This window comes from Pseudomonas sp. 14A (assembly GCF_018132745.1).
Classification (GTDB): Bacteria; Pseudomonadota; Gammaproteobacteria; order Pseudomonadales; family Pseudomonadaceae; genus Aquipseudomonas; species Aquipseudomonas mercuritolerans.
Genome location: NZ_JAGRQJ010000015.1, coordinates 603,065 through 624,281 on the forward strand (window position 1 = coordinate 603,065; position 21,217 = coordinate 624,281).

The 21,217-nt window shown below is 61.3% G+C and carries 17 protein-coding genes; 10 read left to right on the forward strand and 7 right to left on the reverse strand.

Annotated elements, in window-relative coordinates; all coding sequences use genetic code 11:
• Positions 1-70 precede the first annotated feature (70 nt).
• Entirely contained in the window at positions 71-1,588 is a 1,518-nt protein-coding gene (locus PS14A_RS19540; RefSeq protein ID WP_212617017.1) for an MDR family MFS transporter, read from the forward strand.
• A 123-nt stretch (positions 1,589-1,711) separates the two neighbouring features.
• On the opposite strand, the gene PS14A_RS19545 is transcribed toward PS14A_RS19540, so the two are convergent.
• From PS14A_RS19545 to PS14A_RS19560, 4 genes are all read right to left on the reverse strand, one after another.
• Complete coding sequence (locus PS14A_RS19545) at positions 1,712-2,560, reverse strand: cache domain-containing protein (RefSeq protein WP_130910932.1); 849 nt, start codon at positions 2,558-2,560, stop codon at positions 1,712-1,714.
• A gap of 134 nt (positions 2,561-2,694) precedes the next feature.
• Complete coding sequence (locus PS14A_RS19550; RefSeq protein WP_130910931.1) at positions 2,695-3,552, reverse strand: ATPase; 858 nt, start codon at positions 3,550-3,552, stop codon at positions 2,695-2,697.
• Positions 3,553-3,668: 116 nt separating this feature from the next.
• Complete coding sequence (locus tag PS14A_RS19555) at positions 3,669-4,661, reverse strand: NAD-dependent epimerase/dehydratase family protein (protein ID WP_212617018.1); 993 nt, start codon at positions 4,659-4,661, stop codon at positions 3,669-3,671.
• Between the two features lie 99 nt (positions 4,662-4,760).
• The gene (locus PS14A_RS19560) at positions 4,761-5,648 is read right to left on the reverse strand and encodes a LysR family transcriptional regulator ArgP (RefSeq protein WP_130910929.1); all 888 of its coding nucleotides are present in this window, start codon (positions 5,646-5,648) and stop codon (positions 4,761-4,763) included.
• Between the two features lie 97 nt (positions 5,649-5,745).
• On the opposite strand from PS14A_RS19560, the gene PS14A_RS19565 reads away from it, so the two are divergent.
• From PS14A_RS19565 to PS14A_RS19605, 9 genes are all read left to right on the forward strand, one after another.
• Positions 5,746-6,348 (forward strand): LysE/ArgO family amino acid transporter, encoded by a 603-nt coding sequence (locus tag PS14A_RS19565; protein ID WP_016773432.1) that lies wholly within the window; start codon positions 5,746-5,748, stop codon positions 6,346-6,348.
• Between the two features lie 176 nt (positions 6,349-6,524).
• Positions 6,525-7,121 (forward strand): Fe-Mn family superoxide dismutase, encoded by a 597-nt coding sequence (locus PS14A_RS19570; protein WP_016773431.1) that lies wholly within the window; start codon positions 6,525-6,527, stop codon positions 7,119-7,121.
• A 329-nt stretch (positions 7,122-7,450) separates the two neighbouring features.
• Positions 7,451-9,502, forward strand: coding sequence for a bifunctional diguanylate cyclase/phosphodiesterase (locus PS14A_RS19575; protein WP_137214045.1), 2,052 nt, complete (start codon positions 7,451-7,453; stop codon positions 9,500-9,502).
• A gap of 225 nt (positions 9,503-9,727) precedes the next feature.
• Positions 9,728-11,086: an imelysin family protein gene (locus PS14A_RS19580; protein WP_212617019.1), complete on the forward strand. Its 1,359-nt coding sequence runs from the start codon at positions 9,728-9,730 to the stop codon at positions 11,084-11,086.
• Positions 11,087-11,362: 276 nt separating this feature from the next.
• Positions 11,363-12,790, forward strand: coding sequence for a di-heme oxidoredictase family protein (locus PS14A_RS19585; RefSeq protein WP_212617020.1), 1,428 nt, complete (start codon positions 11,363-11,365; stop codon positions 12,788-12,790).
• A 27-nt stretch (positions 12,791-12,817) separates the two neighbouring features.
• Positions 12,818-13,882 carry an imelysin family protein gene (locus PS14A_RS19590; protein WP_212617021.1) on the forward strand — a complete coding sequence of 355 codons (1,065 nt, stop codon included), beginning with the start codon at positions 12,818-12,820 and terminating at the stop codon, positions 13,880-13,882.
• A 14-nt stretch (positions 13,883-13,896) separates the two neighbouring features.
• On the forward strand, positions 13,897-14,997 hold the full coding sequence (locus PS14A_RS19595) for a DUF1513 domain-containing protein (protein ID WP_212617022.1): 1,101 nt from the start codon (positions 13,897-13,899) through the stop codon (positions 14,995-14,997).
• 168 nt (positions 14,998-15,165) lie between these two features.
• Positions 15,166-16,314 (forward strand): efflux RND transporter periplasmic adaptor subunit, encoded by a 1,149-nt coding sequence (locus PS14A_RS19600; protein ID WP_212617023.1) that lies wholly within the window; start codon positions 15,166-15,168, stop codon positions 16,312-16,314.
• A gap of 13 nt (positions 16,315-16,327) precedes the next feature.
• Positions 16,328-19,354 (forward strand): multidrug efflux RND transporter permease subunit, encoded by a 3,027-nt coding sequence (locus tag PS14A_RS19605; RefSeq protein ID WP_137214051.1) that lies wholly within the window; start codon positions 16,328-16,330, stop codon positions 19,352-19,354.
• Between the two features lie 178 nt (positions 19,355-19,532).
• On the opposite strand, the gene PS14A_RS19610 is transcribed toward PS14A_RS19605, so the two are convergent.
• Genes PS14A_RS19610 through PS14A_RS19620 form a run of 3 tightly spaced genes read right to left on the reverse strand, consistent with a single transcriptional unit; the run spans position 19,533 to position 21,151 of the window.
• Positions 19,533-19,760 (reverse strand): hypothetical protein, encoded by a 228-nt coding sequence (locus PS14A_RS19610; protein ID WP_016773424.1) that lies wholly within the window; start codon positions 19,758-19,760, stop codon positions 19,533-19,535.
• A 2-nt stretch (positions 19,761-19,762) separates the two neighbouring features.
• Positions 19,763-20,479 (reverse strand): lipopolysaccharide kinase InaA family protein, encoded by a 717-nt coding sequence (locus PS14A_RS19615; RefSeq protein ID WP_130912038.1) that lies wholly within the window; start codon positions 20,477-20,479, stop codon positions 19,763-19,765.
• 3 nt (positions 20,480-20,482) lie between these two features.
• On the reverse strand, positions 20,483-21,151 hold the full coding sequence (locus PS14A_RS19620) for a class I SAM-dependent methyltransferase (RefSeq protein ID WP_212617053.1): 669 nt from the start codon (positions 21,149-21,151) through the stop codon (positions 20,483-20,485).
• Positions 21,152-21,217: the final 66 nt, after the last annotated feature.

Sequence of the window (21,217 nt, forward strand, 5' to 3'; positions counted from 1 at the left end):
CGACTTACACTGGCGAGCACTTACCCGCTCGCCTTGTCCATGCGGGTCAATCACTGCCCGCAGGTTTTCCGTGACCACTCTCAATCAGCCTGAAACGCCCAAACCGGCCATTCGCAGCGTGCTGGTCGCCTTGATGATGGCGATCTTCCTCGGTGCGCTGGACCAGACCATCGTCGCCGTGTCGATGCCGGCGATCTCCGCGCAATTCAAGGACGTCAGCCTGCTGGCCTGGGTGATTTCCGGTTACATGGTGGCGATGACCGTGGCGGTGCCGATCTACGGCAAGCTTGGTGACCTTTACGGGCGGCGCAAACTGATGCTGTTCGGTATGGGCCTGTTCACCCTCGCCTCGCTGTTCTGCGGCATGGCGCAGAGCATGGAGCAGTTGGTGCTGGCGCGAATCCTTCAAGGCATCGGCGCCGGCGGCATGATCTCGGTGAGTCAGGCGATCATCGGCGACATCGTCCCTCCACGTGAACGCGGGCGCTATCAGGGTTATTTCAGCAGCATGTACGCCGTGGCCAGCGTTGCCGGTCCGGTGCTTGGCGGCTACATGACCGAATACCTGTCGTGGCGCTGGGTGTTTCTGATCAACCTGCCGCTGGGCCTCGGCGCCTGGTGGGTGGCTCGGCGCAATCTGCGCGGCTTGCCGATTCCACAGCGCAAACCGGTGATCGATTATCTCGGCACGGTGCTGATGATCATCGGCCTGACCGCGTTGTTGCTCGGTATCACCGAAGTCGGCCAGGGTCATTCATGGCGCAGCAGCGAAGTGCTCGGCCTGTTCGGTTGTGCCGTGGTGGTGCTGGCGCTGTTCGTCTGGCATGAACGCCGGGCGCGGGAGCCGTTGCTGCCGATGCACCTGTTCGCCAACCGCAATGCCCTGCTGTGCTGGTGCACGATCTTCTTCACCAGTTTCCAGGCCATCTCGCTGATCGTGCTGATGCCGCTGCGCTTCCAAAGCGTCACCGGCGCTGGCGCCGACAGCGCGGCGTTGCACTTGCTGCCACTGGCGATGGGCTTGCCGATCGGTGCCTATTTCGCCGGCCGCCGCACCTCGATCACCGGACGCTACAAACCGCAGATTCTCACCGGGGCGATCCTCATGCCGATCTCGATTCTCGGCATGGCCTTCAGTCCGCCACAAGCAACGCTGCTCAGCGGTCTGTTCATGCTGCTCAGCGGCATCGCCGGCGGCATGCAGTTCCCGACCTCGCTGGTCGGCACGCAGAACTCGGTGGAACAACGCGACATAGGCGTCGCCACCAGCACCACCAACCTGTTCCGCTCACTGGGCGGCGCGGTGGGCGTGGCGTTGATGTCGGCGCTGCTGCTGGCGTTATTGCACGACTCCAGTTTCGCCCATCTGGCGAACAGTTCGCTGATCAGCGAAGGGCATTCGGGCAACGTCCTGCTCGATGGCCTGAACGCAGCACCCGGCGAAGCGCAGAACGCTTTGCGCGCGGAGCTGCTGGTGACCTTCCGCCACCTGCTCTGGGTCAGCACGGCAGTGTCGCTACTGGGGCTGGCGGCGGCGATTGCCATGCCGAACAACCTGCTGCGCGGGCGCGAGCACGGCGCGAAATAATTGCCGCAACAAATACCACTGTGGGAGCGAGCCTGCTCGCGAAGGCGCGGTGTCAGCCGACACATAGCTGAATGACACACCGCTTCGCGAGCAGGCTCGCTCCCACAAGGGAACGGTGTTCGCTCAAGGGCTGTAGTAACCCACCGCGACGAGGAAATGCCCGACCTTTTTCAGGTACGCATGCTTGTCCTCGATCTTGCCGGTTACCGGGTTTTTCCAGCGGTATTCGTATTCGCCTTCTTCCTGCTTGCCGATCAGCGCCAGAATCGGCTCGCCCACCGGTTTGCCTTCCGGATCCTTGACCTTGCCAAAATCAGTGTTGATCAAACGCAGATTGGTGCCGTGGGCGACATAGCGTTGATTGTTCAGATCGACCACGAAGACATACAGGTCATCCTGCAGATATCCGCCCTTGAGCGAGTTGATCGCCACCAACGTGCCCTTCTCGTCCTTGCTCAGATCCGTCGCGGCTTTTTCCAGCAGGGCCTTGGCCTGCTCAGCTGAGGCCCGTGGCAGGTAGTAACCCACCGCGAGAATGCGCTGCCCGACGCGCTGATAGAACACATGCTTGCGCTCGACCTTGCCGTCGGCCCAGTTCTGCCAGCGATATTCGGCCTGCTGGATGCCATTGCCTTCCGGCACTTTCAGCGCATCCTTGAACGCCTTCTGCAGATCCGGCCCGAGCACTTCGCTGACATCACGGCCGATCAGCGCCGATGACGGCCCGCCACTGGCAAGCATGACGCCTTTGGTGTCGAGGACGAACACGTAGCGATCCTTGTCGACGAACTCACCCTGGCGGCTGAAGGCGGCAAACGCCTTGTCGCCATTGTCGTGGTAATAGGCCAAGGCTTTTTCCAGCAGGGCGATGGCGGCCTGACTGTCATCCTTGGCGGCGGTGGCGGCGCTGGCCTGACCGAAACCGGCCAACAGAATCAGGCCGAGCCAGGCCACTTTATGCAAAAACCCCATAGCGCATCCCTCGTTCTTTTTGGTGTCTCAAGAGCGTAGACGGCTTGGGCTGATGTACGAGTATTCAGAATGATGCAGGGGATTACAGGCCCCTGTGGTAAGGGGACAAAGCCCTCCGGGCAACAGATCAGTCGCTACGGGCGAGAATTGATCTGCTGCTGGAGATTCTGGATCTGCGCCTGCAAGGTATTCAGGTTGCGGGTCATCTGCGCGCGGAACGCATCGAACTCGGCGGTGTTGCCGCCACCCTGTGGCGCTGCCGGGCGGTTGTCCTGCTGACTTTTCAGCACCACGATGTCCTGCTCCAGACGGTCGATCGCCGCGCTCGGATTGCCCTGTTTCTTCAGCGCGGCGATATCGGCGCCGAGGCTTTTGAACTGGGCGTCGAAGGCTTTCAACTGGGCATCGACCTTGCTGGTATCGGCCGGGGTGCTTTTAATGGTCGCCAGCTCGGCGCTCAAGGCTTTGACCTGCGCCTGCAACTGCGTATTGGCGTTCTGCTGTTCGGTGGTCTGCGCGGTCATCTGCGCCAGCCGCTTGTCCAGCTCGCTGGCCTGCCCGGCCACGCCTTGCTGCTGCTTGCTCTGGTCGAGCAGCTTGCCTTCGAGTTGTTTGATCTGCAGCTTCAGCGCTTCGCTGTCACTGTTGACGTTGCTCTGGCTGGCGACAACCTTGCCGGAAATATCCTGCAGGCGCCCCGCCGCTTCTTCGCTGATGCGGGCAAAGCTTTCCTGGGTGGCAACCAGTTGCTGCTCCATCAGCGAAATCTGCTGGAAGCTCCACCAGGCCAGACCGATGAAGGCGAAAAACAACGCGCCGACCAGCGCCCACAGCGGCCCAGTGCTGGCGGCCTTGACCTTGACCACTGGCGCGCTGCGCGAATGCACGGATGTACGGGGGCTGGGGGCGATGTCATCGTCGTCGAACGGATCGGCGCGCAGGCTTGGCACGTTATCGAAATCGTCGTCGTGGGCATCGTTTCGCATGGACATTGAGGCAACCTTTGGCAAACGCGGTGATGGCTAAATGCTGCGAAGTATAACCGCCGCAGCCGCAGGCATTGACCCTCAACCCGCAAGGCGGTTCATTGCCGCCCGGCCGAATCGTTTCAACGGATGTCCTGGGCTTTCCACCACGCACAGAACTCATCGAGGGCCGCCCACAGGCTGACTTTCGGATCGTAGTCGAGATAATGCCGGGCGCGGCTGATGTCGAGGGTGAAATTTTTTTTCATGACCTGCATGCCCAGGCGCGACAGGGTCGGCTCCGGGCGTCCCGGCCAGAGCATGCACGCGCCTTCGTTGAGCGCCGCGACGCTGTAGGCCAGACCGTAGGAGCGGTATTTGCGCACCTGATCGACTTCCATCCGCCGCATCACGTAATTGACCACGTCCCACAGCGGCACCGGCGTGCCGTTGCTGATGTTGTAGGCCTTGCCCAGCGCCGAACCTTGCGCCAACAGGCTGCTGAGCATGGCTTCGTTGAGGTTTTGCACGCTGGTGAAATCGACCTTGTTCAAGCCGTCGCCGATGATCGCCAGCCGGCCCTTGCGCTGCATCTTCAGCAGGCGCGGGAAGATGCTCATGTCGCCGGCACCGGTGACGAAACGCGGGCGCAGGGCGATGGTTTCCAGACCGAACTCCTGGGCACCGAAGACTTTCTGCTCGGCCAGATATTTGGTCGCGGCGTAGGGATGCTTGAAGCGTTTGGGCAGTTGCTCTTCGGTCAGACCGAGATGGTCGCGGCCATCAAAATAGATCGACGGCGACGACAGATGCACCAGCCGCCGCACCCGCTGCTTGAGGCACGCTTCGACGACATTTTCGGTGACTTCGACGTTGCCCTGATGAAAGTCCTGATAACGCCCCCACACGCCGACAGCACCGGCGCAATGAACCACGGCTTCGACATCGTTGCACAGTTCGCGCACCAGATCGGCGTCGGTCAGATCGCCCGGCACGAACTCCGCGCCCCGGCGCACCAGATGCTCGACGCTCTCGGCCCGGCGACCGTTGACCCGCACTTCAAGGCCCTGCTCCAGGGCGAAACGCGCAAAGCGCCCGCCAATAAAGCCGCTGGCGCCGGTAACCAAAATCTTCATCAAAAACTCCAGGGAAGCAGCTGCAAGCTTCGAGCTTTCAGCTGCAAGTTGAAACGGTGCGTGTTCTTGCCGCTTGCAGCTTGACGCTTGCAGCTGCGTTCAAGCCACTAGCCATTGCTTTGCGGAGCGCAGCAGTTGTTCGGTCAGTAGATTGAGCAACTGGCCGCCATTGCGCCAATGATGCCAGTACAGCGGCACGTCTATCGGTTTATCTGGCAGCAATTCGCGCAGCACCCCGCGTTGCAATTGCTCGCGCACCTGCAGCTCTGGCACCAGGCCCCAGCCCAGACCGGCTTCGGTCAGGCGAATGAAGCCTTCGGAAGACGGGCATAAGTGATGCTCGAACGCGCCGTCGACGCCCAACAGCGCCAGATAGCGATGCTGAAGAAAATCGTCCGGGCCGAACACCAGCGCCGGGGTGCGCGGCAGCTGTTCGGCGCGCACGCCATCGGGAAAATGCCGGGCGATGAAGGCCGGGCTGGCCAAGGCGCGATAACGCATGGCGCCGAGCAATACGCTGCGTGCGCCGGCCACCGGGCGCTCGCTGGCGCACAGGCACGCAGCCACTTCACCGGCACGCATGCGCTTGAGGCCAACGGTCTGGTCTTCGACGATCAGGTCGAGCAACAAATGCTGCTCGGCGCAGAAACCGCCGACGGCCTCGGCCCACCATGTGGCGAGGCTGTCGGCGTTGAGGGCGATGCGCAGGCGATCGGGCAGGCCTTCTTCGTCCAGCGCCGGCACCACCGATTGCAGGTCGCGCTCGAGCAGACGCACCTGCTGCACATGGTTGAGCAGGCGGCGGCCGATCTCGGTCGGCGCTGGCGGTGTTCCGCGCACCAGCACTGGCTGGCCGACCCGCGCTTCAAGCAATTTGATGCGCTGGGAGATCGCCGACTGCGACAGGCCCAGCACTTGTGCGGCGCGATCGAATCCGGCCTGCTCGACCACAGCGGCGAGCGCGGAAAGCAATTTATAGTCGAACATCAGTTTTCCTAATGGGCGATCAGCACTATTGGTTTTTCTTATACAGCGTCACACCGGAGAATAGCCAGCAAGCACTCTCTTTCAAAGGATCTCTCCCATGTGGCAAAGCTACGTAAACGGCCTGTTGGTGGCGTTCGGCCTGATCATGGCGATCGGCACGCAGAACGCTTTTGTCTTGGCGCAAAGCCTGCGCCGTGAACACCATTTGCCGGTGGCGGCATTGTGCGTGGTGTGTGACGCAATTCTGGTCGCGGCCGGGGTGTTCGGCCTGGCGACGATTCTGGCGCAGAACCCGACCCTGCTGGCGATCGCCCGTTGGGGCGGTGCGACGTTCCTGATCTGGTACGGCAGCCAGGCGCTGCGCCGGGCCTGTTCGAAGCAGAGCCTTGAGCAAGGCGAGAACCAGACCGTGCGTTCGCTGCGCGCAGTGATGCTCAGCGCGCTGGCGGTGACCTTGCTCAACCCCCACGTTTATCTCGATACGGTACTGCTGATCGGCTCACTGGGCGCGCAGCAATCGGTGCCGGGCGCTTATGTGGTCGGCGCGGCGAGTGCATCGTTGTTGTGGTTTTTCACCCTGGCCCTCGGCGCGGCGTGGCTGGCACCGTGGCTGGCACGCCCGAGCACGTGGCGCATTCTCGATCTGGTCGTGGCGTTGATGATGTTCGCCGTGGCCGCACAGTTGATCATCGCCGGATGAATAATTGCCAAAGGCTCTGGAACCTCTATCCCACACAGTTGTTGCGTGGTTAAGGCGCGACCCCGGTGCTATGATCCGAACCCTGCGCCGCAAAGAGTAAAAACTCGCCGGTGCATTTCCGGCCGCCCGTGATCGGCCTTGCGCTCACCGCAACAGACCTGATTAGGAGAATCATCATGGCTTTCGAATTGCCGCCGCTGCCTTACGCACACGATGCCCTGCAGCCGCACATCTCCAAGGAAACCCTGGAGTTCCACCACGACAAGCACCACAACACCTACGTCGTGAACCTGAACAACCTGGTGCCAGGCACCGAGTTTGAAGGCAAGACCCTGGAAGAAATCGTCAAGACTTCTTCGGGCGGCATCTTCAACAACGCCGCTCAGGTCTGGAACCACACTTTCTACTGGAACTGCCTGGCGCCAAACGCCGGCGGTCAACCAACCGGCGCTCTGGCAGATGCCATCAACGCAGCGTTCGGTTCGTTCGACAAGTTCAAGGAAGAATTCAGCAAAACCTCGATCGGCACCTTCGGTTCCGGCTGGGGCTGGCTGGTGAAAAAGGCTGACGGTTCCCTGGCCCTGGCCAGCACCATCGGCGCCGGCAACCCGCTGACCAGCGGCGACACCCCGCTGCTGACCTGCGACGTCTGGGAACACGCTTACTACATCGACTACCGCAACCTGCGTCCGAAGTACGTTGAAGCGTTCTGGAACCTGGTCAACTGGAAGTTCGTGGCCGAGCAGTTCGAAGGCAAAACCTTCACCGCTTAAGCTGCGCGCCAGACAAGAAACCCGGCTTCGGCCGGGTTTTTTTATGCCCGGCGCATGGCGTTTCTCGCACGGTAAAAGCAGCTTCGCGCCGTTTGCCGCCAGCCCCCAGCCGTCTACCATCACAGAAAGGAAAAAATCTTTGTCCCAGTGCTCAAGTTGAAGGCAATTGCAACCGACACAGTTAATTCAGAGCTATTACTCAAATGACGACATTGCGGCCAGGATCACGGCGACTTTTCCCGTGCCTGATTGTCCCTTTGACTGCCAACCCGGGATTGCCAATACTCATGGCAACTTGACGCTACCCGCACGGAACAAGGAATAACCCTTTGAAGCTGGAACTCAAGAACAGCTTGTCGGTGAAGTTGCTCCGGGTCGTGCTCCTGTCGGCATTGATCGTAGGCGTAGTCTTGAGCTGCGCGCAGATTGTCTTCGATGCCTACAAGACCCGTCAGGCAGTGGCCGGCGACGCCGAACGGATCCTCGACATGTTCCGCGATCCATCGACCCAGGCCGTGTACAGCCTGGATCGGGAAATGGGTATGCAGGTGATCGAAGGGCTGTTCCAGGACGACGCCGTGCGTCAGGCCTCCATCGGCCACCCCAACGAAGCCATGCTCGCGCAGAAATCCCGCGAGCTGCAGCATTCCAACAGCCGTTGGCTGACCGACCTGATTCTCGGCCAGGAACGCACCTTCACCACGCAACTGGTCGGCCGTGGCCCTTACAGCGAATACTACGGCGACCTGAGCATCACCCTCGACACCGCCACCTATGGCGAAGGGTTTATCGTCAGCTCAGTGATCATTTTCATTTCCGGTGTGCTGCGCGCACTGGCGTTGGGCCTGGTGCTGTATCTGGTCTATCACTGGCTGCTGACCAAACCGCTGTCGCGAATCATTGAGCACCTCACCGAGATCAATCCGGATCGTCCCAGCGCGCACAAGATTCCGCAGATCAAGGGCCACGAAAAAAACGAACTGGGCCTTTGGATCAACACCGCCAACCAGTTACTCGAGTCCATCGAACGCAACACCCATCTGCGCCACGAAGCGGAAAACAGCCTGCTGCGCATGGCCCAGTACGATTTCCTCACCGGTCTGCCGAACCGCCAGCAATTACAGCAGCAACTGGACAAGATTCTCGTCGATGCCGGCAAATTGCAGCGCCGCGTCGCGGTGTTGTGCGTCGGCCTGGATGACTTCAAGGGCATCAACGAGCAATTCAGCTACCAGACCGGCGACCAATTGCTGCTGGCCCTGGCCGATCGTTTACGTGCCCACAGCGGTCGTCTCGGCGCCCTCGCTCGACTGGGCGGCGATCAGTTCGCGCTGGTGCAGGCCGACATTGAACAGCCTTACGAAGCAGCAGAACTGGCGCAAAGCATTCTCGATGACCTCGAGGCGCCCTTCGCCCTCGACGATCAGGAGATCCGCCTGCGCGCGACCATCGGCATCACCCTGTTTCCGGAGGACGGCGACAGCACCGAGAAGCTGTTGCAGAAAGCCGAGCAGACCATGACCCTGGCCAAGACCCGCTCGCGCAATCGTTATCAGTTCTACATCGCCAGCGTCGACAGCGAGATGCGCCGTCGTCGCGAGCTGGAAAAAGACCTGCGTGACGCGCTGATCCGCGACCAGTTCTACCTCGTCTATCAGCCGCAGATCAGCTACCGCGATCACCGCGTGGTCGGCGTCGAAGCGCTGATTCGCTGGCAACATCCGGAACACGGCCTGGTGCCGCCGGACCTGTTCATTCCGCTGGCCGAACAGAACGGCACGATCATCGCCATCGGCGAGTGGGTGCTCGATCAGGCCTGCAAGCAATTGCGCGAGTGGCACGATCAGGGTTTTGCCGATCTGCGCATGGCGGTCAATCTGTCCACCGTGCAACTGCACCACGCCGAGCTGCCACGGGTGGTCAACAACCTGTTGCAGATGTACCGCTTGCCGCCGCGCAGTCTGGAACTGGAAGTCACCGAAACCGGCCTGATGGAAGACATCACCACCGCCGCCCAGCATCTGCTCAGCCTGCGCCGCTCCGGTGCGCTGATCGCGATCGACGACTTCGGCACCGGCTATTCATCGCTCAGTTATCTGAAAAGCCTGCCGCTGGACAAGATCAAGATCGACAAGAGCTTCGTTCAGGACCTGCTCGATGACGACGATGACGCGACCATCGTTCGCGCGATCATTCAACTGGGCAAGAGCCTGGGCATGCAGGTGATTGCCGAGGGCGTGGAAACCGCCGAGCAGGAGACGTACATCATTTCCGAGGGCTGCCACGAAGGTCAGGGCTACCACTACAGCAAACCGCTGCCGGCGCGGGAGCTGGGGATTTACCTCAAGCAGGCGCAACGCAGTAACGCGGCGATTCTTTAAAGATCAAAGATCGCAGCCTCAAAGATCAAAAGATCAAAAGATCGCAGCCTCGTTGCACTCGTCAGCTCCTACAGTGCAACGAGGCTGCGATCTTTTGATCTTCTTGCGCAAATAAGAAATATTTCCAGGCACGCCTTTACACATAATGCGAAAGATTTGCATTATGTCGCAGTTTTGCGCGCCCCCGGCGCCAGTCCACTCAACTACCGAAGCAGGATGTTCGCCATGATTCGTATGCCTCTGGCTACCGCCAGTCTGCTGGCCATCGCTATTTCCCTCGCCGGTTGCGGCGAAGGCAAGGACAAAGAAAAAGCCTCCGAGATGACTCCGGCTTCCAGCAGCGCTGCTCCAGCCCCGGCGCCGGCCGCTGCACCCGCTCCTGCTGCCGGTAAAGTTGACGACGCCGCCGCCAAGGCTGTGGTCGCGCACTATGCCGACATGGTCTTCGCCGTTTACAGCGATGCCGAATCCACCGCGAAAACCCTGCAAACCGCCGTCGACGCGTTCCTCGCCAAGCCGAACGCCGACACCCTGAAAGCCGCCAAGGCTGCCTGGGTCGCCGCGCGCGTGCCGTACCTGCAGAGCGAAGTATTCCGCTTCGGCAACACCATCATCGACGACTGGGAAGGTCAGGTTAACGCCTGGCCCCTGGACGAAGGCCTGATCGACTACGTCGACAAATCCTACGAGCACGCACTGGGTAACCCGGGCGCCACCGCCAACATCATCGCCAACACCGAAGTGCAGGTCGGCGAAGACAAGGTCGACGTGAAAGAGATCACCCCGGAAAAACTCGCCAGCCTCAACGAGCTGGGCGGTTCCGAGGCGAACGTTGCCACCGGCTACCACGCGATCGAATTCCTCCTTTGGGGCCAGGACCTGAACGGCACCGGCCCTGGCGCTGGCAACCGTCCGGCCTCGGACTATCTGGAAGGCGCCGGCGCCACCGGTGGTCACAACGAGCGTCGTCGTGCCTACCTGAAAGCCGTGACCCAACTGCTGGTCAGCGATCTGGAAGAAATGGTCGGCAACTGGAAGCCGAACGTGGCCGACAACTACCGCGCCACCCTGGAAGCCGAGCCAGGCGAAACCGGCCTGCGCAAAATGCTCTTCGGCATGGGCAGCCTGTCCCTGGGTGAACTGGCGGGCGAGCGCATGAAGGTTTCCCTGGAAGCCAACTCCCCTGAAGACGAGCAGGATTGCTTCAGCGACAACACCCACTACTCGCACTTCTACGACGCCAAAGGCGTGCGTAACGTTTACCTGGGCGAGTACACCCGTGTTGACGGCACCAAGCTGAGCGGCGCCAGCCTGTCGTCGCTGGTGGCCAAGGCCGATCCGGCTGCCGACACCGCGCTGAAAGCCGATCTGGCCGCGACCGAAGCGAAGATCCAGATCATGGTCGATCACGCCAACAAGGGTGAGCACTACGATCAGTTGATCGCCGCCGGCAACACCGCTGGCAACCAGGTCGTTCGCGACGCCATCGCCGCGCTGGTCAAGCAGACCGGTTCGATCGAAGCCGCTGCCGGCAAACTGGGCATCAGCGACCTGAACCCGGACAACGCCGATCACGAATTCTGATCACAGCGTCCGCTCAAAAAGAGGCGACCTTCGGGTCGCCTTTTTCATTATTGGCACACCACTATCCCTGTGGGAGCGAGCCTGCTCGCGAAGGCTTGATCCGGCGCAGCATTTACAGCGCGTCGGGCATCGCTTTCGCGAGCAGGCTCGCTCCCACAGTGTTGGCATGCGCTTTAAGGCTTGCGCGATATCAAGCAAACGATAATTCCTCTTATTCAAACTCCCCCGCCCTGTTAGACTTTGCGCCTTTGTTTTCGCCCGTTTGCAGGATGTCTGATGCCGTCGTTGCCGCTTCGCTTGTCCGCACTGTTGCTGGCCCTGGGCCTGAGTGCCTGCGATGACGCCCCGCGTTTCACCAAGGCCGAGCCGGGGGAAGCGCGTTCGGGCGGTGCGGCGACCGTGCGCAAGAGCGATCAGAACGCCTTCTCCCTGCCATCGGCCAACCTGCCGCCGTCGCGGCGGGTGGACTTCAGTGTCGGCAACAGTTTCTTTCGCAGCCCGTGGGTGATCGCGCCGTCGACCACCACGGCGCGCGACGGCCTCGGCCCGCTGTTCAATACCAACGCCTGCCAGAACTGCCACATCAAGGACGGTCGCGGTCATCCGCCGGCACCTGATGCAACCAATGCAGTGTCGATGCTGGTGCGCCTGTCGATTCCCGACGCGCCGCCCTACGCCACAGTCATCGAACAGCTCGGCGTGGTGCCGGAGCCGGTGTATGGCGGGCAGTTCCAGGACATGGCCGTGCCCGGCGTCGCCCCGGAAGGCAAGGTGCGCGTCGACTACACACCGGTGCCCGTACGCTTCAAGGACGGCACTGAAGTCGAGCTGCGCAAACCGACCCTGCAGATCACTCAACTCGGTTACGGCCCGATGCACCCGGACACGCGTTTTTCCGCCCGGGTGGCGCCGCCGATGATTGGTCTGGGCCTGCTCGAAGCCATCCCCGAGGAGGCGATCCTCGCCAACGCCGCCGCCCAGGCGAAAGAGAACAACGGCATCAACGGCCGGCCCAACCGTGTCTGGGATGACCAGTTGCAGAAAACCGTCGTCGGCCGGTTCGGCTGGAAAGCCGGGCAACCGAACCTCAATCAGCAGAACGTTCACGCGTTCTCCGGTGACATGGGCCTGACCACCAGCCTGCGGCCGTTCGACGATTGCACCGAGGCGCAAACCGCCTGCAAACAGGCGCCGAACGGTAATGGCCCGGACGGGGAACCGGAAGTCAGCGACAACATCCTGCGGCTGGTGCTGTTCTACAGCCGCAACCTGGCAGTGCCGGCGCGCCGTGGCGTCAACGACCCACAGGTGCTGGCGGGCAAGAATCTGTTTTTCCAGGCCGGTTGCCAGTCTTGCCACACGCCGAAATACACCACCGCCGCCGATGCCGCCGAACCGGAATTGGCCAGTCAGGTGATTCGTCCGTACAGCGACTTGCTGCTGCATGACATGGGCGAAGGCCTGGCGGACAACCGCACCGAATTCCAGGCCTCCGGCCGCGACTGGCGCACGCCGCCGTTGTGGGGGATCGGCCTGACGCAAGCGGTCAGCGGTCACACCCAGTTTTTGCATGACGGCCGCGCACGCAACCTGCTCGAAGCGGTGCTCTGGCATGGCGGCGAAGCGACGGCGGCGCAGCAACAGGTTTTGTCTTTCAATGCCGAGCAGCGCGCTGCGTTGCTGGCGTTTCTGAACTCACTTTAAATACTGAAAAAACATCGGGAGCCCGACATGTTCCGTCCCAAGTTACTGTTCACCAGCCTCGCCGCGCTCGCCCTCGGCGCCTGCTCGCCGCAGGACCCGCAAGCGGTCACTTCGGCGGCGATCGCCAAATCGGTGATCCTGCCGACCTACACCCGTTGGGTCGAAGCCGACCGGCAACTGGCGGTCAGCGCCCTCGCCTATTGCCAGGGCAAAGAGACCCTGGAAACCGCCCGTGCCGATTTCCTTCACGCGCAGAAAGCCTGGGCCGAACTGCAACCGCTGCTGATCGGTCCATTGGCCGAGGGCAATCGTTCGTGGCAAGTGCAGTTCTGGCCGGACAAGAAAAACCTCGTCGGCCGTCAGGTCGAGCAACTGGTCGTCGCCCAGCCGCAGATCGATGCCGCCGCACTGGCCAAATCCAGCGTCGTGGTGCAGGGCCTGTCGGCTTACGAATACATCCTCTTCGACGCCAAGCCTGACGTCGCCAACGATGCGCAAAAAGCCAGATACTGCCCGCTGCTGATCGCCATCGGCGAGCGCCAGAAGCAACTGGCCGAAGAGATACTGCAGGGCTGGAACAACACCGATGGCATGCTCGCGCAGATGAGCAAGTTCCCTAACCAGCGCTACGCCGACTCCCACGAAGCGATCGCCGATCTGCTGCGCGTCCAAGTGACGGCTCTGGATACCCTGAAGAAAAAACTCGGCACGCCGATGGGCCGTCAGAGCAAGGGCGTGCCGCAGCCGTTCCAGGCTGATGCGTGGCGCAGCCAGTCGTCGCTGACCGCACTGGAAGCCAGCCTTGCCGCGGCCAAAACCGTCTGGGAAGGCGTCGACAACAAAGGCCTGCGCGGTCTGCTGCCGGCCGAGCAGAAACCGTTGGCGGACAAGATCGATGCCGCCTATGCCGCGTCGCTGAAGCTGTTCGACAGCACCCAGCGCTCGCTGGGCGAAATGCTCGAAGACGACGCCGGTCGCCAGCAACTCAACGATATCTACGACAGCCTCAACGTCGTCCATCGCCTGCATGAAGGTGAGCTGGCCAAGGCGCTGGGCATCCAACTGGGCTTCAACGCCAACGACGGTGACTGATGAGGGCGAGTGCCATGCTGCGACGTCAGGTTCTGACTTTAGGTAGTGCACTGCTGGGAGCAGTGACGCTGGGCGGCTGGACGCTGTTCAAACGCAAGGATCAGAGCCCGCTGTTGCTGTCGGCGCGCGACGATACTGACGGCAAGCATTACGCCGTCGGCTATCGGCTCGACGGTACGCGGGTGTTCGCCACCCACGTCGGCCAGCGTTGCCACGACATCATCAATCATCCGACGCAGCCGCTGGCGCTGTTCGTTGCACGGCGCCCGGGTACCGAGAGTTACCTGATCGACCTGCGCGACGGCAAGCTACTGCAGATCGTGACCTCGCAGCCGAACCGGCACTTCTACGGCCACGCCGTGGTGCACAAGGACGGCGAATACCTGTACGCCACCGAGAACGACACGAGCGATCCCGGCCGTGGCCTGCTCGGCGTGTACAAATTCGAGGGCGAACGGCTGGTGCACGCTGGCGAGATTTCCACCCACGGCCTCGGCCCGCATCAGGTGTCGTGGATGCCCGACGGTGAGACGCTGGTGGTGGCCAACGGCGGGATTCGCACCGAGGCGGAAAGCCGCGTCGACATGAACCTCAACGCCATGGAACCGAGCCTGGTACTGATGCAGCGCGACGGCACATTGCTGAGCAAGGAAACCCTCGCCCAGCAGATGAACAGCGTGCGCCACCTGGGCATCGCCAGTGACGGCACAATCGTTGCCGGTCAGCAATTCATGGGGCCGTCCCACGAGCGCTCGGAGCTGTTGGCGATCAAGCGACCCGGGCAACCGTTCGTGGCGTTCCCGGTAGCGGAAGAGCAGTTGCAGGCGATGGGTCACTACACCGCCAGCGTCGCCGTGCACAGCGATCTGCGTCTGGTCGCGTTGACAGCGCCGCGCGGCAATCGCTTCTTTATCTGGGATCTGGACAGCGGCGAACTGCGCCTCGATGCGCCGCTGCCTGATTGCGCCGGCGTCGGAGCGGTGAAGGATGGCTTTGTCGTGACCTCGGGTCAGGGCCGTTGCCGCTACTACGATTGCCGCCAGGAACAACTGCTGGCCAAGCCGCTGGAATTGCCGGCGGGGCTCTGGGACAACCATCTTCATCTTATGGCGTAGAACGCCCTTAAAAGATCGCAGCCTTCGGCAGCTCCTACTTTGGAATGCAATCCCCTGTAGGAGCTGCCGAAGGCTGCGATCTTTTGCTGTGTTGGCAGTTGGATTCCCTGCCACTCTCGGAGTAATGTTCGGGCCTGTCTCACCTGATTTATCCAAGGAAATGGAAATATGCTGCGTCGCCGCATGCTGATCATGTTGGGTGTTGTTTTGCTGATCGTCCTGGTACTGGGCGGATACAAAGCCTTTTCGATCTACACGATGATCCAGGGCTTTTCCAGGCCCAAGCCGCCGATCAGCGTCGCCGTGGCCACTGCCGGCGAACAGCCGTGGCAGATGCGCCTGCCCACCGTCGGCACGCTCAAGGCGCTGCAAGGTGTCGACTTGAGTCTGGAAGTCGCCGGCACCGTCACTGAACTCAAATTCGAATCCGGGCAGAAGGTCAAGGCCGGACAGCCGTTGCTGCAACTCGACAGCGCCGTGGAAACCGCTCTGCTGGAAACCGCTCGCGCCGACCTCGGCCTGGCGCAACTGGACTTCGGCCGTGGCGCGCAACTGGTCGACAGCCGCGCGATCTCCAAAGGCGAGTACGACCGCCTCTCCGCCGTGCTGCAAAAGAACAAGGCCACGGTCAATCAGCTCAACGCGTCGCTGGCGAAAAAGCGCATCCTCGCGCCATTCAGCGGCACCATCGGCATCCGCCAGGTCGACGTCGGCGACTACCTCGCCAGCGGCACCAAAATCGCTACGTTGCAGGATTTGAGCAGCCTCTACGCTGACTTCTACGTGCCGGAACAAGCGGTGCCAAAACTCGCTATCGGTCAGCCCGTGCAGTTCACCGTCGCCGCTTATCCGGGGCAGAACTTTGCCGGCAAGATCAGCGCGATCAACCCGATCGTCGAAAGCACCACGCGCAATATCCTCGTCCGCGCCACCCTGGCCAACCCCGACGGCAAGCTGCTGCCGGGCATGTTCGCCAGCCTTGAAGTGCTGCTGCCTGATCCGCAAAAGCACATCGTGGTGCCGGAGAGCGCGATCACCTACACCCTGTACGGCAACTCGGTTTATGTGGTCGGGCAGAAGAAGGCCGAGGACGGCAGCGTCGCCAAGGATGACAACGGCCAACCGCTGCTGATCGCCGAACGTCGTTTCGTCGAGACCGGTGAACGCCGCGATGGCCTGGTGATGATCAACAAGGGCGTGCAGAGCGGCGAACAAGTGGTGACTGCTGGCCAGATCAAACTGGACAACGGTGCCCCTATCGCCATCAGCGACGACAAGACCCTCGGCGAGCAGAACAGTCCGCCTCGCGCCGACTGATCAAGGAATCCCCATGGCTTTTACCGATCCGTTCATCCGCCGCCCGGTGCTCGCCACCGTGGTCAGCCTGCTGATTGTGCTGCTGGGCTTCCAGGCCTGGAGCAAGCTGCCGCTGCGCCAGTACCCGCAAATGGAAAACGCCCTGATCACGGTGACCACGGCGTACCCCGGGGCCAACGCCGAAACCATTCAGGGCTACATCACCCAGCCGATGCAACAGAGCCTGGCCAGTGCCGAGGGCATCGATTACATGACCTCGGTCAGCCGGCAGAACTTCTCGGTGATTTCAATTTATGCGCGCATCGGTGCCAACACCGACCGCTTGTTCACCGAACTGCTGGCCAAGGCCAACGAGGTGAAGAACAAGCTGCCGCAGGACGCCGAAGACCCGGTGCTGAGCAAGGAATCCGCCGATGCTTCGGCGCTGATGTACATCAGTTTCTTCAGCAAGGACCTGAGCAACCCGCAGATCACCGACTATCTGTCGCGGGTCATCCAGCCGAAACTGGCGACGCTGCCGGGCATGGCCGAAGCGGAAATTCTCGGCAATCAGGTGTTCGCCATGCGTCTGTGGCTCGACCCGGTGAAACTCGCCGGCTTCGGCCTCAGCGCCGCCGACGTGACCGCCGCAGTGCGCCAGTACAACTTTCTCTCCGCCGCCGGCGAAGTGAAAGGCGAGTACACCGTCACCAGCATCAACGCCAACACCGAACTGAAATCCGCCGAGGCCTTCGCGGCGATTCCGCTCAAGGTCGATGGTGACAGCCGCGTGCTGCTGCGCGATGTCGCACGGGTGGAAATGGGCGCGGAAAACTACGACTCGATCAGTTCGTTCGGCGGCACGCCGTCGGTGTACATCGGCATCAAGGCCACCCCCGGCGCCAACCCGCTGGACGTGATCAAGGAAGTGCGCAAGCTGATGCCCGAGCTGGAAGCGCAGCTGCCGCCGAACCTGAAAAGCGAGATCGCCTACGACGCGACATTGTTCATTCAGGCCTCCATCGATGAGGTAGTGAAAACCCTGTTCGAAGCGGTGCTGATCGTTATCGTCGTGGTGTTCCTGTTCCTCGGCGCTCTGCGTTCGGTAGTGATCCCGGTGGTGACCATTCCGCTGTCGATGATCGGCGTGATGTTCTTCATGCAGATGATGGGTTACTCGATGAACCTGCTGACGCTGCTGGCGATGGTGCTGGCCATCGGTCTGGTGGTGGACGACGCGATTGTCGTGGTGGAAAACATCCACCGGCACATCGAGGAAGGCAAGACGCCGTTCGATGCAGCGCTGGAAGGCGCGCGGGAAATTGCCATGCCGGTGGTGTCGATGACCATCACTCTGGCGGCGGTGTATGCGCCGATCGGATTCCTCACCGGGCTGACCGGGGCGCTGTTCAAGGAGTTCGCCCTGACTCTGGCCGGTGCGGTGGTAATTTCTGGCGTCGTCGCCTTGACCCTGTCGCCGATGATGTGCGCGTTTCTGCTGCGTCACGAAGAGAATCCCAGCGGCCTGGCCCATCGTCTCGATCGTGTTTTCGAAGGGCTCAAGCGCCGTTATCAAAGCATGCTGCACGGCACGCTCAACACCCGGCCGGTGGTGCTGGTGTTCGCGGTGATCGTGCTGTGCCTGATTCCGGTGTTTCTCAAGTTCACCAAGTCGGAACTGGCCCCGGACGAGGACCAAGGCATCATTTTCATGATGGCCAGCGCGCCGCAGCCGACCAACCTCGACTACCTGAGCACCTATACCGACGAATTCATCACCATCTTCAAAGAGTTTCCCGAGTACTACTCTTCGTTCCAGATCAACGGCTACAACGGCGTGCAGGCCGGTATCGGCGGTTTCCTGCTCAAGCCGTGGAACGAGCGCAGCCGCACGCAGATGGAAATCCTCCCCGAGGTGCAGGGCAAACTGGAGAGCATTCCCGGCTTGCAGATCTTCGGTTTCAACCTGCCTTCCCTGCCCGGCACCGGTGAAGGGCTGCCCTTCGAGTTCGTGGTCAACACCGCCAATGACTACGAGCTGCTGCTGCAAGTCGCCGACCGCATCAAGAAGCGCGCGATGGAGTCGGGCAAGTTCGCTTTCGTCGACCTTGATCTGGCGTTCGACAAGCCGGAAGTAGTCGTGGATATCGACCGCGACAAGGCCGCGCAGATGGGCGTGTCGATGCTCGACCTCGGCGGCACGCTGGCGACCTTGCTTGGCGAAGCGGAGATCAACCGCTTTACCATCGACGGGCGCAGCTACAAGGTCATCGCCCAGGTTGAACGGGCCTACCGCGACAACCCGGACTGGCTGAACAATTACTACGTGAAAAACACCCAGGGCGAATTGTTGCCGCTGTCGACCTTGATCAAGGTCAGTGATCGCGCGCGACCGCGTCAGCTCAATCAGTTCCAGCAGCTCAATGCGGCGAAGATTTCCGGCTTTCCGCTGGTGAGCATGGGCGAAGCCATCGACGCCGTGCTGCAGATTGCCCGCGAAGAAGCACCGGCCGGGTTTGCCTTTGACTACGGCGGCGCCTCGCGGCAGTACGTGCAGGAAGGCAGCGCATTGTGGGTAACTTTCGCTCTGGCATTGGCGATCATCTTTCTGGTGCTGGCTGCGCAGTTCGAAAGCTTCCGTGATCCGCTGGTGATTCTGGTGACAGTGCCGCTGTCGATTTGCGGTGCGCTGATCCCGTTGTTCCTCGGCTGGTCGAGCATGAACATCTACACCCAGGTCGGGCTGGTGACGCTGATCGGCCTGATCAGCAAGCACGGGATCCTGATCGTCGAGTTCGCCAACCAGTTGCGCAAGGACAAGGGCCTGAGCGCCCGTGAGGCCGTCGAGGAAGCGGCGGCGATTCGCTTGCGTCCGGTGCTGATGACCACGGCGGCGATGGTGTTCGGCATGGTGCCGCTGATTTTGGCGACCGGTGCGGGAGCGGTGAGCCGCTTTGATATCGGCCTGGTGATTGCCACGGGGATGTCGATCGGCACGTTGTTCACATTGTTCGTGCTGCCGTGTGTTTATACCTTCCTTGCTAAGCCAGATGCCAGATAAGCCCATTTCCCTGTGGGAGCGAGCCTGCTCGCGAATGCGGCAGTTCAGCTGCATTGATGTCGACTGACACACCTTCGCGAGCAGGCTCGCTCCCACAGAGGGCGATATGTATCTTGAAAGTTGTGGAATAAAAAAAGGCCTCGCATCTGCGAGGCCTTTTATTTGGGCTTCAATCGTTTCAACTGGCTGGCCTCATTCCCTGGGACAGGCCGAACATGAACAACAGCAAATCATGATCGGGCTGGGTCGCCACGGAGGCCTTGGCCACCCGTGGAACCGAGCAGTGAGCGTCGTTCCCGGACGCTCCTATGACCTGCATGCGCGGCTGCTCCCAGGCAGCCACCGCCAGTGAAGCAACTGCCAAGGCCCCAACCAGGAACAAACCTCGTGCAATTTCGAGTTTCATCGCTATAAACCTTTGATAGCGCTGCCAAACGCCGTCTCATAAAAGTAGACGAGTTTTTTCCAGTCGGCATCGCGGAACGACGAATGGCGACGCAGTTGCTTCATGTCATGCCGGGCGGCGCGATAGGCGGTCAGACGCTGACGGCACTTCTCCAGATCGATCAACGCCACTTCAACCTGCGCCGCTTCGCCTTCACCGGTCACCCGGACGAAGACATGCTTGATGTAGATGCAGCTGTGTTGCCAGCGGCCCTTGTGCATGCGGGCCAGGTTTTCGGCGAGGTCCTTGAGGACTCGCTCGTAAACCACGTTGTCACATTGATCGCGACCACCGACGGCGGCCAGCCAGTGCTCCAGTTCCTGGAAGCCGTCCAGCGACTTCGTCACCAGCAATGCGCGCCACTTGTGCTGAGGATCGGGCTGGGCGCCGCAGAAAACGATTTGCGGTACGCGGACACCGAGCTTGCTCACGCCGGTCAGCGCGTCGAGCTCACGCAATACGGTGGGGCGTCCGAACGGGTGAAGCCAGCTGCGATAGATGTGCCCGGTCTGGCGCTTGGCGTACAACAGCTGACCGTCACGGTCGACGATGCGCTGCACCCCGCTTTCGCCACCACGGCGCACATTGGGCTCTTCAACCCATTCGCCGCGCTGGTTCCAGTAATGATCGAAACGATCCTGGGGAGCGACATTCGCTTCAACCGCTGCTTGCACTGCCATCCTCTACCTCTTGCGTAATACGTAAACTCGCCACATCGCATAGAGCGGTATGAAGTCCAGTTGTTCCTGAATGCGGAAACCCGCCTGTTCGAATTCTTTCTCGATCGTCGCCGCCGGAATCAGAAAACGATTCTGATAGTCATGGCTCGGCCGTTCCCGCTCGGCGCGCTTGCGCTTCCAGGCCTTGAAATTGCCGTCGACCCACAACGAAACAATCACACTGTCACGGGTCACCCGCTCGAACTCGCGCAGGATCACCCGGCGGTGCTCGGCCTCGCCGATGTGGTGCAGCAGACGCATGCAAAAGATGCTGTCGACCGAGTTATCCGGCAGAGCGATGTCGAATGCCGAGGTGTGCAGTGGTTGCACGCGCTTGACCACTTCGGCCGGTTGCCCTCGCAACGCGGTCTTGATCATCGATTCGGAATTGTCCGCACCGATGATTACCCGGTTGGGCTTTTCCGCAAGCATTGGCCAGAAACGCCCGGCACCGCAGGGCAGATCCAGCACCAGTCCGGGGTCACCCGCGAGCGCCAGGGCCTTGCGACCCACTTGCTCGTCGCGCCAGTGCGACAGGCGGCGACCAAGGCTTTCCTGATGCTTGCGCAGATATCGTTGTGCGTGTTGGTCGTCGTACTTTTCGGAAAAATCGAGCTTGATCGGGCCGGCCATCATCTGGACTCCTGAGTTCTGATGACGCCACCTTAAGCAGCGACCTGTCAGCGTCAGGTCATCCAA

Excerpts from the sequence above, each read along its gene's own strand:
- PS14A_RS19545 (WP_130910932.1), bottom strand. The coding sequence starts at position 2,560 with ATGGGGTTTTTGCATAAAGTGGCCTGGCTCGGCCTGATTCTGTTGGCC.
- PS14A_RS19550 (WP_130910931.1), bottom strand. The coding sequence starts at position 3,552 with ATGTCCATGCGAAACGATGCCCACGACGACGATTTCGATAACGTGCCA.
- PS14A_RS19555 (WP_212617018.1), bottom strand. The coding sequence starts at position 4,661 with ATGAAGATTTTGGTTACCGGCGCCAGCGGCTTTATTGGCGGGCGCTTT.
- PS14A_RS19560 (WP_130910929.1), bottom strand. The coding sequence starts at position 5,648 with ATGTTCGACTATAAATTGCTTTCCGCGCTCGCCGCTGTGGTCGAGCAG.
- PS14A_RS19565 (WP_016773432.1), top strand. The coding sequence starts at position 5,746 with ATGTGGCAAAGCTACGTAAACGGCCTGTTGGTGGCGTTCGGCCTGATC.
- PS14A_RS19570 (WP_016773431.1), top strand. The coding sequence starts at position 6,525 with ATGGCTTTCGAATTGCCGCCGCTGCCTTACGCACACGATGCCCTGCAG.
- PS14A_RS19580 (WP_212617019.1), top strand. The coding sequence starts at position 9,728 with ATGATTCGTATGCCTCTGGCTACCGCCAGTCTGCTGGCCATCGCTATT.
- PS14A_RS19585 (WP_212617020.1), top strand. The coding sequence starts at position 11,363 with ATGCCGTCGTTGCCGCTTCGCTTGTCCGCACTGTTGCTGGCCCTGGGC.
- PS14A_RS19590 (WP_212617021.1), top strand. The coding sequence starts at position 12,818 with ATGTTCCGTCCCAAGTTACTGTTCACCAGCCTCGCCGCGCTCGCCCTC.
- PS14A_RS19595 (WP_212617022.1), top strand. The coding sequence starts at position 13,897 with ATGCTGCGACGTCAGGTTCTGACTTTAGGTAGTGCACTGCTGGGAGCA.
- PS14A_RS19600 (WP_212617023.1), top strand. The coding sequence starts at position 15,166 with ATGCTGCGTCGCCGCATGCTGATCATGTTGGGTGTTGTTTTGCTGATC.
- PS14A_RS19605 (WP_137214051.1), top strand. The coding sequence starts at position 16,328 with ATGGCTTTTACCGATCCGTTCATCCGCCGCCCGGTGCTCGCCACCGTG.
- PS14A_RS19610 (WP_016773424.1), bottom strand. The coding sequence starts at position 19,760 with ATGAAACTCGAAATTGCACGAGGTTTGTTCCTGGTTGGGGCCTTGGCA.
- PS14A_RS19615 (WP_130912038.1), bottom strand. The coding sequence starts at position 20,479 with ATGGCAGTGCAAGCAGCGGTTGAAGCGAATGTCGCTCCCCAGGATCGT.
- PS14A_RS19620 (WP_212617053.1), bottom strand. The coding sequence starts at position 21,151 with ATGGCCGGCCCGATCAAGCTCGATTTTTCCGAAAAGTACGACGACCAA.